A 12914-nucleotide genomic window follows, 5' to 3' on the forward strand; every position below is an offset into this window, starting at 1 on the left:
GAAGCTAGACACTAGAGGCTAGGAAGTGTATACCTCGTGTGATTGGGAATTACTATTATTTTTGCTTGTGTCTATGTTGTTCTAATATTTTTTCGGCTCTCGGTTTAAAGATGAGATGAAATAAGCTTTCCATGTAGCGATCGCGTGCTTCATTGTTTTCAGGAGCGACAAAGTTCCAAAAGCTAAACATTTTCGCCAGTAATAATAATTGACTGGTGTGTGATGACCAATTATATTTATTAGTAATTCGCTGGATCATCCACTCAGATACTTCCTGCCAATGTTGCGGATGATGTTCACATTCATCCAGGAACGCGATAATTTTCTGGGCTGCTCCTTCTAAGTCGGTAGGGTTAATAATAAATCCATCTTCTCGATTTTCAATAATTTCTAACGCACCACCAAACTGAGTCGCAAAAGTTGGTAAACCAGAAATCATCGCTTCTAAAATGCTTCTACCAAAAGACTCAAACCGCGCAAAATGCACATAAATTCCTTGGCGATCGGCTATTATCCGATAGGCTTCGCCAATATTCCCACCAGTCAGACGCATTCCCAACCAGCGAAGATGATTATGGAGATGATGGTGATTAATAATGTCATGCAGCCGTTGAATTTCTGCCGCCTCTTCTGGATTAGCGGCTTCTGCTGGATGCAGTTTACTGGTTAAGATAATTAAATTACACCGCTTTTGTAATTCTTCACTTTGACCGAAACAGTCAACTAATCCAGTCAGATTTTTAATCGATGATAGGGTGGCGACAGCAAAGATAGGTCGCTTGTTTTGTTCTGCCAAATTACCGAAAATTTGCGGGTCTTGGCGGTTAAATATTAAGTCTTCAATTTGTTGGCTTTGATTAAAATCCCTATCTTCTTTTTGGGTATAGGGAAAGAAGATTTTTTGATTGACACCAGGCGGTACTAAGTTAAATTTAGGGCTGAATAAATCAATGCCATTGACTACATGATATAGCTCAGGCATCGTAAAACATTTATAAGATTCATACTGCCCCATACCGTCGGGTGTACCGACAATTTCTTGATAAGAAGAAGTAATAATAAAATCGGCAGCATTCATACTAATTAAATCAGCCGTGAATTGTGCTGAAAAATGATATTGGTCTTCTAGGTTGTGCCAATATAAGTTACTAAAGAGATATTTAGGCTTTTCTAAGGAATGAGCAATATTACATTGAGTAACTTTGAGACGGTGAGATAAAAGTGAGGCGACTAAATTCCCATCACTATAATTGCCAATTATTAAATTGGGACGACCTTTAAATACAGCGAAGAGTTCTTTTTCTACATCATTGGTAAAACTTTCTAAATAAGGCCAAATCTCAAATTTAGAAATCCAATTGTTCGTAATCTCTGGATTAAATTCCTCAAAAGGAACCCGTAGAATCCACGCATTTTCTGTATCTTCGACTTTTTCTAGCCTGAGTCCGCAGGATGTACCTTCACAGTTGGGAATCAGTCGAGTCAGAATGATCACATGGGGTTGAATACCAAATACATCAAGTCCCGCAAGGGTGATTTCTTGGCGGAGTTTGTTTTCTAAGCTGCGTGCTTGTTCCAGCACATAGACGACTTGACCTAATGTTTCATCGCGTCCCATGACATCTTGTTGTCCTACCCAACCATGAATAGAAATCAAGACGACGCGAAAAACCACAGGAACACGCGCTACAAATGCTTCTAAAATGGCAGGTTGGGGGGTATCAATTAGCCGATCAAGTAATGATAGCGTTTCACTAACTCGCGCTGCTGTATTTCCCCATCCAGGTGCGAAACCCAGGTTTTGCAGGTGAAAATGAAATTTTTCGTAGGGTTCATCAGCTGGTCTTTCGCTGAGAAACTTGATTGCTTGCTTGATTTGTTGCGCGAATTGCACACCTGAAGAAATGCGATCGCCAATTAACAAGCGTCTCCCATCATATTGCACTCGCCGCAACGCTTGAAACAATACCTCTAACCAATGTTGCGGATCATTTACCAATTGATCGCACAGGTAATGGTTGAGAAAGGCTAGACCTTGACCAATATTTCTGGGATCATCAACGGAGGGAGAATCTTCGTAAAATGGGCCGAGGTCGATTTCCAGGATATGGGGTTGGTAGTGATTAACTAAGCGATCGCACACATCTAAATAAGCCTGCGGTGACATCAATTCACACTCACTCAAGTCAGCATTCAACCGCCAAACTTCTTGACTAGCAATTTTGGGACGAATCACAACCCAAGTATTTTCCTCTGACAAAATTATTTCATGGGTATAGTGAATCAGTTTCCCAATCGAAGAAGAGTAGTAAAAATAAGCAGGCTTTTGGGAGTTATGGCAATAATCTGCAAATACTTGCAGAATTTCATTTCTTAGGAAGTATTGTTTACCTGAAGCAGTTAATGAAAATATCAATTCTTGTAAGACAGATTTTTCATCGCTGTTCAGCACAGCTTGTAGCAGTTCATTCATAACTAATTCCGCCACTTTAATAGGTCACAACCTCATTTTTTCTCCTCAACAATAGTAATTTTCTCCGTAGGCTGTTAGAGGTAGATTACCGTTCTTTCTCTTTTATGCTAAATCAGCACTTTACTTCTGCCTTCTAGCCCTGGTATGAATTATACAAACCAAAATTCTAAGCCATTAACTTAGGAGAAAAGCTGGCGATCGCTCCTAACATCTCCAAAAATTCAGCCAAAAGATATATGTAATCAATTGAGAAATTAATTAAGCAAGTTTCTCAAATCAGTACTTCCTTGTCTCTATTGTTGAAATATCAAATAGGACTGCTATAGCTAATAGTCTCTGTACTGTTACCCTAAATATTGAGGGCCGTCACTAAAAAAGTGCCAATTTGGCTAAATTTACAGTTACTTAAATAGTATTCTGTGTAGCAGGTAACTATTCATTAGGCAAAAATCTGATATTGAATCTAGATTTTTAATACGTTAATTACCACTACAGAGTTAGCCATGAACTACCAAGTACCTTCTTCTCAAAACAACTGTCATAGTTTGATTACTCCTGAACAGTTAGAGCAAGTAATTGAAGCTATTAGTGATGGTAGATATTCCTGGGGTTGTGTATTGATTTTGCGTTTTATCGGCTATAATCCACTCCATTTTATGCCTCAAAGAACTTACAGCCGTCTGATAAAAGAACAGAATCAATATATGGCGGCAAAATTAAATTCAGATAATCATGTTAGTGCTTCAAGTAACAATACTGACATCCCAAGAAAAACGCATAATTTAAATCAATCAAATCCTCTGGATAAATCTGAAAACAAACCAGGAAATATCCAAGGGATGAATGTACTATATTTAAAATCAAATATGTCTAACCTTTATTCATCAAAGGATGAAGATATACAAAATTAACGTCTAAAAATAGCATTTAATACCAATTCTGTATGAAGATGCACTAAATTAAAAAACGAACCACAAAGGGCGCATAGACGCGATAGCGGCTTCCCGAAGGGTAGGACACAAAGAAAGAAAAGATAAAAGATTAAATGCACCCTCACATAGAATTGGTATAAGCAAGATTCTGCTAAATAATTAACTTGTTAAATTACAGCTATAGCAATCGTATTTGATTGGTGAAAATCGAGATGATTAGATACCCGACTTCTCAAAGAAGTCGGGTATCTTAAAAAACTTGTGGGGTTGTCATTGGTGAGGAGGGTAGTCAAAGGATATCTGTGGTATGCGATCGCGGTAAGCTTTTTGTTGTTCCTCACTATTGCTATAGCGTAAAGCACCTAAATCTTGTATGGGTTAATTAGCTAATCTATTGCATTCCTTGTAGTACCTGCTGGATGACATCTGCTGGTACTTGGTCGGTAACTGTGACTACACCAATTTGGGTTGGTAACACAAACCGCACTTTACCTGCTTTGACTTTTTTATCTAGTTGCAGTGCATCAATAATTGCAGCAATATCTACACCCGCAGGTAATTTTGTGGGTAAACCTGCTTTTTGAATGATGGCATTTTGTCGGTCAGTTTCGGCTTGTTGCCACATACCTAAATTGACAGCAATTTGTCCAGCCGCTACCATACCGATCGCAACTGCTTCGCCATGATTAACTAATCGATAACCAGTCAAGCTTTCAATAGCATGACCAATGGTGTGTCCATAATTGAGAATTGCCCTGAGTCCGCCTTCTTTCTCATCTTTGCCGACAACATCGGCTTTGGCTTGGCAAGAACGAGTTAATATTTCACTCAACAATTCCGGCTTCATGTAGCGGAGTTGGTTGAGATGTTTACTGGCTTCCATTTGGGTAAACAATTCCCCATCCCAAATCACACCATACTTGATAACTTCTGCCATACCTGCACGAAACTCACGCACAGGTAAAGTTTTTAACACTTCTGGGTCAATTAAGACTAAACGCGGTTGATGAAATGCGCCAATTAAGTTTTTGCCATTGGGATGATTTACGCCTGTTTTGCCACCGATAGCAGAGTCTACCATTGCTAACAGAGTGGTAGGAACTTGGACAACGTTAATTCCCCGCAGCCAAGTTGCAGCAGCAAAACCAGTCATGTCACCGATTACGCCTCCCCCCAAGGCTACCATTGTCGAGGAACGTTCCAGGCGATTTTCTAAGGCGACATCGTAGAGTTTTTGGATGGAGTTGAGGGTTTTGTAGCGTTCACCGGCGGGTAAACAATAACTCGCTACGTTAAATCCTGCGGACTTGAGTGATGCGATCGCTCTTTCGCCATAATGTTTAAAAATAGTGGGATTAGATACCACAAGTACTTTCTGCCCTAGCTTGAGATTGGCCAGACTTTGACCAAGTTGATCTAAACTTGCAGGTGCGATCGCAATTTCATAAGACTGCTGCGGTAAATTAACGTTAATGGTAGAAGTCATTGCCCAACCCTAAAAAGCGCCGTGGGCTTGTATTTTAGCGCAATCTGGGGACAAAAGGAGGTAAGAGGGCAGGGTGTAGGGATGTGAACCAAGAACAAATGACCCTTGACCATTGACCCTTGACTAATGGTTCAATAGATTTAGTAAAGTATTGTGGAGAAGCATCAAAATGTTTGCCGTAGTTGCTTACATCGGTTTTTTAGGTTTATTTACTGCGATCGCAGCAGGTTTGTTGTTCGGTCTACGTGCTGCTAAAATCCTCTAATTTCAGAGGTTAGAGGTTAGAGGCTAGAGGTTAGTATTTTCGACTAAGGATTTGGCCATGATAACCAAACAAGTAAAACTCTCTTCCCTAGCCCCTAGCCCCTAAGCCAAAGTTAGTGCTGGTCTTTGGACAGGTGGACGCATTTCTAAGCCCAGCAAGTTCAACATTTCTTGGTCAGCATCATAATCTGGACAAGGTGTGGTGACAGTTAGCATTTTGTTATCGTCGCTGGAAAAGATAGAATTAGCTCCAGCCATGAAACAGAAAGCTTGCTCAACTTGCGAAAGTCGGGCGCGGCCTGCACTCAAACGCACATCAGAAGTTGGCATGACAATACGTGCTGTCGCAATCATCCGCACTACATCCCAAATTGGGACATCTGGTTGATTTTCTAAGGGTGTACCTTCTACTTGGGAAAGAATGTTAATTGGGACTGACTCTGGATGTGGGTTGAGATTTGCCAGAGTATGCAACATTGATACACGGTCTTTAGCAGTTTCACCCAAGCCCAAAATCCCACCAGAGCAGACAGTGACATTAGTTTGCCGGACATTCTCAATAGTGTTCAGGCGATCGCTATAAGTCCTTGTGGTAATAATTGTGCTGTAATAGTCCTCAGAAGTATCTAAATTATGGTTATAAGCATACAACCCGGCTGTTTCTAATCGCTTGGCTTGGTCTGCTGTTAACATTCCCAGGGTGCAGCATACTTCTAAGCCCATATCGGTCACTTCTTTGACCATTTCCAGCACTTTTTCAAACTGAGAATTATCCCGCACTTCTCGCCAAGCCGCACCCATACAAACACGACTGACACCTTTTTGCTTGGCTGTTTGGGCTATATTGACTACAGTATCTTTATCCAGAAGTGCTTGTGGTTTTACTTCTGTTTGATAACGAGAAGATTGAGCGCAGTAGCCACAATCTTCAGGGCAACCTCCTGTTTTAATGGAGATCAGTTTACAGACCTGTATTTTTTTCGGGTCATGATATTGACGATGTACACTAGCAGCTTGATAAACAAGCTCTAGCAATGGCATATCATAAATCTGCTGAATTTCTGCTTCCTGCCAATCGTAGCGTATTCCCACCGACATTCAATAAATCCTTCTTGTTGACTGGATTGATTAATATCTGTCTCGTTGCTGGATCTGTTGAAGTACTGCTTTTAATCCTAGAGTTGTAGACATTAGACATCAGCTTATCAAGATTTTGCTGGGATGGCAGATTAATAAATCAACATAAACTCACAAACATAGCAATTCTCAATGATTTATAAACATCTGTCTCCCTTGTCTGCCTTGTCCTCCTTGTCGGTTTCTATCTCAAATAAGACTGCTATATTTGTTCACCCTGGAAGTAGGGAGTTGTAACAACTTATCAGATATCAAAGATAATTCTGATACTGAGCAATGATCTGTAATTCTTCTTTGATAGATAAAGGTTGATATCCTAAACCGAAGGCTTGAGAACTATCTAAAGAAACATCGGCTGGCCTGGGTGCGGACATTTTGACATCTTGTTGTCGGCAACCTTTTATACTTGTGGATGGTAGTTGAAAGACTTCTATTAATAACTGTCCAAAATCATAACGTGAAATTCGCTCTTTGCCTCCTAGATGAATAATGCCATTCACTTTTTGTAAGGCTAACAATAGTCCTTTAGCGGCTGTTATTGCACTGGCTGGTGTACGAAATTCATCAATAAATAAATTTAATTCTTTTTCTTCCTTTAAAGTTTGAATAAATGGTTGAATAAAACTCTGGGCTGTGGGTGTCGCACCGCCAAACAGTAAAGGCATTCGGCAAATTGCAGTTATAGGATATCGCTCTAACATCCCCATTTCAGCCATGACTTTTTGCTCACCATAAATATTTATGGGGCATACTGGTGAAGCTTCATGATAAGGAGGATTTAAGCCATTGAAAACTTGATCTGTGGATGTAAACACACAAGGAATCGAATCATCTGCACAGAGTCCAGCAATGTTGCAAGATGCGGTGACATTGATGAGGTGTGATTCTTGCGGATAAATTTGGCAAAAATTGGGTTGTGAATGGGCGGCTGTATGAATAACTGCGTCTGGATGAATATCGTTAAATAGTTGTTTTAATTCTTGAAAGTCTGTTAAATTGACTTTCAGTATTTTGATTCCCGGAATCTCTAGCAAATGAGAGTGATAAGTACCATAAACTTCCCATTCTGGTTTTGCTAGTTGGCAAAGATGCCATCCTAAAAAGCCACTGGCTCCGGTAATCAATAGTTTTTTCATATATGATTTTTGATTGCAAGCAGCAAAGCAACGCAGAGATTAGATTTAGTTAATCCAAATCATACCCTGTAACTTGCAACAGCAAACAGATAAAAACTTATACAAAATGGTTAACAAAATCTGCTATTGAATTAACTTTTGAAATCTTTGATCATTACGTACTTTCTTAAAATCTGGGTCGGTTTTTGCTAATTGTTGGTATTTTTCGGGAACGAGGCGAGTGGCGACTTTTAAGTTTGCAACGGCTAAGTCTACTTTATTTTGTAAGGCATAAGTACAAGCTCGATTGTAATAGGCTTCTGGCTTGTTTGGGTTAATGGCGATCGCCTTGTCATAAGATGCTAGTGCTTCTGGATAACGCTGTAATTTTGTCAAGGCTATGCCTCGGTTAATCCAGGCTTCTTGTTTATCTGGTTTAATGGCGATCGCTTGATCATAAGCTGCAACTGCGGCTGGGTAACTTTGCAAGGAGGCTAAAGCATTGCCTCGATTGTACCAAGCTTCATCTTTATCAGACTTGATGGCGATCGCCTGATCGTAAGATGCTAGTGCGTCTGTATGTTTTTGCAACTTTGTTAAAGCTATACCTCTGTTAATCCAAGCATCTGCACTTTCTGGATTGAGGGCGATCGCTTTATCATAAACTGCTATGGCATCTTGGTATTTTTGTGCATCTAATAATTTATTGCCCTGATGAAATAAATCTTCTGCCTTTTGATTCGTCTTTGCTTCTGTCAGCAACTGGGAAACATTAATTTCTTGTACCACTTGCTGAGTATTTTTGATTGATGACTGGGCTTTGCTATTGCAACCAGATATCAAGCAAACAATTAAGCCAGAGGCAGCTATGCAGCGCCAAAAGACCATGCTGTACCTACAGAACTCTAGATTTGATCTTAAATCATTTTGATAATTCTTAATAGTATCATAAAAGACTGTTGTTTTTTTATTAATTTGCTTATCTGGGCAATTACTCAATTTTGCCATTCACTACAGGCATCGGGTTTGATTTTTGAAATTATCTGTAGTGGCATAAGGGTTTTAGATACATACACCTCCCCTGTACCCCTACACCCTTACCCAAACCCTTGATTTTTCGTTTTTATGCGTAAATCCTATATTTTTTCACAAATTTTTATATATCGAGGTTACATTTAGTAAAAATGTAAAGTTTTTATAAAGTAATCGCAGTAAAACCTGGAAGAAAATACTACTAGTATAATTACTCAAAATACTGCAATACTCTTGTACAAAGTAATTTCACACATATCACCTTGTTATGGATTTTTAATTTTTAATTAAAGATATACTTTTCCTATTGCTTTTTATCGGCTGAAATGACACCATTCCTCTTAGATGTAAAAAAGGCATTATCTATTATTTATCTTGTCATAAATAATTAAAATAACAATAAACAAATTATCGTAAACAAAAATTATGAATGCGATTTTATGTTAATTGTCTAATTAGGAATTTATGCAGGTAAAAACGCCATTTTTACATTTTATTCTCATTACTTGAAATCTTGTTTTCAGGATTGAATAACGATGATCAAATCTCTCAAGAATATATTCCAATCGGCAGCGATAGCATCGATTGGTGTTGGTATACTGGCAACTGTGGGGATTTCTCCTGCTAGTGCGATAAATTTGCAAAGATATGAACTTAGCGTAGATTTTGGTAGTAACGGTAGTGCTAGTGGTTACTACATAGTAGATCAGAATCAATTACCATTAAACTCATCCGTACGTCAAGTTATTTTATCTGAATGGGATATAACGCTCACAAACACTTCAGGAACAGTTATTGACAGATTGTTCAATAACTTGGGCAATCCTTCTAGCCCACTGAACAACAGCACAAACATAGCTGGGATTATAGAATTCCAGGTTGGCGTGCAGCCTCAAATTGCAGAGGCATTAGCGTTTGTACAGAGTTCTACCACCGTTAGCCAGTTGGTGTTAGGATTTGGGCGTGGATTTACTGGAATAGGTAGCACAAATTTCATACAGTATAGTCGTAGCCGTGCCCCGTCCTTTGCTGGTATTACAGCTACCAGTCTACAGGCTAACAACGCTACACCTGTACCTGAACCGTTGACCCTTGGTGGTGTGGTTATTGGTTCTGGTTTCGGATTGTGGATGAAGCGTAAACAAAAAGCTTTGGTAAAAGTATAGTTTTTCCACTACTAAAAGATTGAAAAACCATTTCTATCTTTTAGTAGAGGAATCATCTATACAATAATATTTTTGGTCATTTAGCCGCATTACAAGTGGCTTTTTTTGTGAATATAGCGCAATACGGTTCAGTTAAGGTTTTGATCCCCCCTAACCCCCCTTGAAAAAGGGGGGAACAAGAATAAAAGTCCCCCTTTTTAAGGGGGACTTAGGGGGATCTGTAATTTTTAAATTTCACTAACTGAACCGTATTGGAATATAGCGGGTTCTCATTCCAGTGAGGTAAAGTAAATGCTTAACAGCCTCCCATTTCACCCATTTAGGTGAAGGCGGTTAAAATTACTAGAGACTAGTATTAAGGAACGTTAATTAAGTTCTGACAACGTTCTCAATAGCGATTCCCTAGCCTCAAAGTATAGATTAGACCGTAATTATGAACACTTACATAGAAGTTCCCGTGATTGGCAAAGTTTATCACCCATATCGCTGGCTAATTGGGTTGATAGCCACGGGTGCTGTTGTGGCGGGTGTTACGAGTACAGTCAATGTGGTGAATCGTGGAACAAGTGAGCAAGATATTACACAACTAACTGTACCTGTAGAAGCAAAAAATGTAACTTTAAAAATTACTGCCAGTGGTAAGGTTGTACCTGTGCAGAGTGTAAATATTAGTCCGAAAAATCCTGGGGTGCTGGCAGAATTATATGTGGAACAAGGCGATCGCGTACAGCAAAATCAAGTGATCGCCCGGATGGATGTCGGTGATTTACAAGCCCAAATTCTGCAATATCGCGCCAACTTAGCCCAGTCCCAAGCGCAGTTAGATGAAGCCTTAGCTGGGAACCGTCCCCAAGAAATCACTCAAGCCAGGGCGCGTTTGCGACAAGTCGAAGCCCAATTAGCCCAAGCGCGTGCCGGGAATCGTCCCCAAGAAATTTCTCAAGTGCAAGCCCAAGTAGATGCAGCCCAAGCCAGGGTAAATTACACCACTGAACAAGTTAAACGTTACCAATATCTTTACCAACAAGGCGCAGAAAAAAAGCAATTATTAGACCAAGCAGTGAGTGATGATAAATCGGCTAAAGCTAATTTAGAAGAAGCGCGTCGGCGGTTATCACTGATGGAAAGTGGTTCTCGCAGTGAAGAAATTGACATGAAAGAAGCTGCCGTCACCGAAGCCAAAGCCGCTTTAGTTTTATTAGAAAATGGTACACGTAAAGAAGAAATTGCCCAACGCCAAGCCGCCGTTAAAGCGGCCCAAGCACAGTTAGCGGCTGCTAATGTCAAAATTGAAGAAACTGTGATTCGCGCCCCGTTTGCAGGGATTGTGACGCAAAAGTATGCGAATATCGGTGCATTTGTCACACCAACTACCTCTGCTTCTAGCAGTGCATCAGCAACTTCTAGTTCGATTGTGGCGGTTGCTAAAGGCTTGGAAGTACTAGCACAAATCCCCGAAGCTGATATTGGACGAGTGAAAGTAGGACAGGAAGTCGAAATTGTGGCTGATGCTTATCCAGATCAAGTATTTAAAGGTAATGTACGCTTGATTGCACCAGAAGCAGTTGTAGAACAAGGTGTAACATCCTTTCAGGTGCGCGTAGCTTTAGATACAGGCATAGATAAACTGCGTTCTGGGTTAAATGTCGATTTGACTTTTTTGGGCGATCGCGTCAGCAACACCTTAGTATTACCCACAGTAGCCATTGTCACCGAAAAAGGTAAAACTGGTGTCTTGATTCCCGATGCCAAAAATCAACCCCAGTTTCGGGAAGTTACAACAGGAGCGCAAATTCAAGACCAAACTCAAGTTTTATCAGGAGTAGAAGCAGGCGATCGCGTGTTTGTGGACTTACCCCAGGACTATAAAATCAAGAAGGCGCAAGAGCAGCAGAATTGAGATGGGGGACAAGGGGGACAAGGGGGACAAGGAAGCAATCTTTCTACCTTGTCTCCCCCCTCTACCTTGTCTACCCACACTCAGCACTTTAATATAACTAAGCACTTTCTACTTACTTATGAACTTCTTAGAAAGCGTACAAATGGCAGGCAAAACCCTGCTGTCGAATAAGTTGCGTAGCGCCCTCACCATGTTGGGGATAGTGATTGGTAACGCTTCGGTAATTGCCATGATTGGTATTGGGGAAGGCGGACAGAGATACATTGCCAAACAATTAGAATCTTTGGGGCCGAATGTGTTATTTGTCATTCCTGGTAATCAAGAAACCGAGCGGATTTCCCGTGATACCCCAAAAACTTTAGTTTTAGAAGATGCCAGAGCGATCGCTACTCAAGTGCCAACCATAGCAGATGTGACGGCGGAGTTAAATAGTCGGCAGGTGGTGACGGTAGGGAATAAAAACACCGATGTCAATATTATTGGTACAACTCCCAGCTTTTTGACGGTGCGCGACTTTACCACCGACAAAGGGCGGTTCTTTTCAGAAGTGGATATGAAACGCAGTAACCAAGTGGCGGTGCTGGGGGCAAAATTAGCCCAAAGACTTTTCGCCACTAGTAATCCTGTGGGACAGCAGTTACGCATCAACAATACGAGTTTTCGGGTGATTGGGGTATTAGTTGCCAAAGGTTCAAATTTGGGTGTGGATTATGATGATGCGGCGTTAATCCCGGTAATTACAATGGCAAACCGCATTGTCGGGCGTACTTCTCCCTATGGATTAGAGTTAAGTTACATTGTCGCCTCAGCTAAGAACGCCGATAGCGTAGATGCAGCCGTTTTTCAAATTACCAATTTGCTGCGCCAACGCCACAAAATCATCGGTGAAGATGACTTTACTATCCGTACCCAAAAAGATGCTTTGCAAACTGTCGGACAAATCACAGGTGCATTAACAATTATGCTGGCGGCGATCGCGGGTATCTCCCTATTCGTCGGCGGTATCGGTATCATGAATATCATGCTGGTTTCCGTCACCGAACGCACCCAAGAAATCGGACTCAGAAAAGCCATTGGCGCAACCGAACAAGATATATTACTCCAGTTCATGATTGAAGCTGTGATTGTGTCAGCAATTGGTGGTTTATTGGGAACTGGCGTTGGTGTCAGTGGAATTATGATTGTTGCCAGCCTGACACCCCTAGAAGCGGGGATTTCTCCTGTAGCTATTGCTACCGCCGTCGGTGTTTCTGGTGCGATCGGTTTATTCTTTGGTGTCGTTCCCGCCCGCCGTGCAGCTAAACTCGACCCGATTGTGGCATTGCGGAGTGCTTAGGAAGTGCTGAGTGCTGAGAGGGGGTAGACAAGGGAGAGGGGGGAGACAAGGGAGAGGGAGTAGACAAGAGAGA

The 12914-nt window shown here is 40.9% G+C and carries 10 protein-coding genes; 5 read left to right on the forward strand and 5 right to left on the reverse strand.

The window, feature by feature from the left end; all coding sequences use genetic code 11:
* Positions 1–55: 55 nt before the first annotated feature.
* On the reverse strand, positions 56–2473 hold the full coding sequence (locus tag H6G77_RS00175; protein ID WP_190870531.1) for a sucrose synthase: 2418 nt from the start codon (positions 2471–2473) through the stop codon (positions 56–58).
* A 503-nt stretch (positions 2474–2976) separates the two neighbouring features.
* Here H6G77_RS00175 and H6G77_RS00180 point away from each other — a divergent pair.
* Positions 2977–3384, forward strand: coding sequence for a HetP family heterocyst commitment protein (locus H6G77_RS00180; protein WP_190672390.1), 408 nt, complete (start codon positions 2977–2979; stop codon positions 3382–3384).
* A gap of 412 nt (positions 3385–3796) precedes the next feature.
* Here H6G77_RS00180 and aroB read toward each other — a convergent pair whose 3' ends face one another.
* Entirely contained in the window at positions 3797–4891 is a 1095-nt protein-coding gene (gene aroB / locus H6G77_RS00185) for a 3-dehydroquinate synthase (RefSeq protein WP_190870532.1), read from the reverse strand.
* A gap of 169 nt (positions 4892–5060) precedes the next feature.
* Between aroB and petL the strand changes: the two genes are divergently transcribed.
* Complete coding sequence (gene petL, locus H6G77_RS00190; RefSeq protein WP_190592238.1) at positions 5061–5156, forward strand: cytochrome b6-f complex subunit PetL; 96 nt, start codon at positions 5061–5063, stop codon at positions 5154–5156.
* 101 nt (positions 5157–5257) lie between these two features.
* On the opposite strand, the gene bioB is transcribed toward petL, so the two are convergent.
* From bioB to H6G77_RS00205, 3 genes are all read right to left on the reverse strand, one after another.
* Positions 5258–6253: a biotin synthase BioB gene (gene bioB, locus H6G77_RS00195; protein WP_190592237.1), complete on the reverse strand. Its 996-nt coding sequence runs from the start codon at positions 6251–6253 to the stop codon at positions 5258–5260.
* 290 nt (positions 6254–6543) lie between these two features.
* The gene (locus H6G77_RS00200) at positions 6544–7428 is read right to left on the reverse strand and encodes an NAD(P)-dependent oxidoreductase (RefSeq protein WP_190870533.1); all 885 of its coding nucleotides are present in this window, start codon (positions 7426–7428) and stop codon (positions 6544–6546) included.
* A 123-nt stretch (positions 7429–7551) separates the two neighbouring features.
* Positions 7552–8295 (reverse strand): tetratricopeptide repeat protein, encoded by a 744-nt coding sequence (locus H6G77_RS00205; RefSeq protein ID WP_190672404.1) that lies wholly within the window; start codon positions 8293–8295, stop codon positions 7552–7554.
* Between the two features lie 680 nt (positions 8296–8975).
* Here H6G77_RS00205 and H6G77_RS00210 point away from each other — a divergent pair.
* The 3 genes from H6G77_RS00210 (at position 8976) to H6G77_RS00220 (ending at position 12841) form a co-directional block, all read left to right on the forward strand.
* Positions 8976–9605 (forward strand): PEP-CTERM sorting domain-containing protein, encoded by a 630-nt coding sequence (locus H6G77_RS00210; RefSeq protein ID WP_190592234.1) that lies wholly within the window; start codon positions 8976–8978, stop codon positions 9603–9605.
* A gap of 433 nt (positions 9606–10038) precedes the next feature.
* Entirely contained in the window at positions 10039–11505 is a 1467-nt protein-coding gene (locus H6G77_RS00215) for an efflux RND transporter periplasmic adaptor subunit (protein ID WP_190870534.1), read from the forward strand.
* Between the two features lie 118 nt (positions 11506–11623).
* On the forward strand, positions 11624–12841 hold the full coding sequence (locus tag H6G77_RS00220; protein WP_190592232.1) for an ABC transporter permease: 1218 nt from the start codon (positions 11624–11626) through the stop codon (positions 12839–12841).
* Positions 12842–12914 lie beyond the last annotated feature (73 nt).

Origin of the sequence: Aulosira sp. FACHB-615, from assembly GCF_014698045.1 — a bacterium.
Classification (GTDB): domain Bacteria; phylum Cyanobacteriota; class Cyanobacteriia; order Cyanobacteriales; family Nostocaceae; genus Nostoc_B.

Coding starts and splice junctions, on each gene's coding strand:
- aroB (WP_190870532.1), bottom strand. CDS start 4,891: ATGACTTCTACCATTAACGTTAATTTACCGCAGCAGTCTTATGAAATT.
- H6G77_RS00200 (WP_190870533.1), bottom strand. CDS start 7,428: ATGAAAAAACTATTGATTACCGGAGCCAGTGGCTTTTTAGGATGGCAT.
- H6G77_RS00210 (WP_190592234.1), top strand. CDS start 8,976: ATGATCAAATCTCTCAAGAATATATTCCAATCGGCAGCGATAGCATCG.
- H6G77_RS00205 (WP_190672404.1), bottom strand. CDS start 8,295: ATGGTCTTTTGGCGCTGCATAGCTGCCTCTGGCTTAATTGTTTGCTTG.
- bioB (WP_190592237.1), bottom strand. CDS start 6,253: ATGTCGGTGGGAATACGCTACGATTGGCAGGAAGCAGAAATTCAGCAG.
- H6G77_RS00220 (WP_190592232.1), top strand. CDS start 11,624: ATGAACTTCTTAGAAAGCGTACAAATGGCAGGCAAAACCCTGCTGTCG.
- petL (WP_190592238.1), top strand. CDS start 5,061: ATGTTTGCCGTAGTTGCTTACATCGGTTTTTTAGGTTTATTTACTGCG.
- H6G77_RS00180 (WP_190672390.1), top strand. CDS start 2,977: ATGAACTACCAAGTACCTTCTTCTCAAAACAACTGTCATAGTTTGATT.
- H6G77_RS00175 (WP_190870531.1), bottom strand. CDS start 2,473: ATGAATGAACTGCTACAAGCTGTGCTGAACAGCGATGAAAAATCTGTC.
- H6G77_RS00215 (WP_190870534.1), top strand. CDS start 10,039: ATGAACACTTACATAGAAGTTCCCGTGATTGGCAAAGTTTATCACCCA.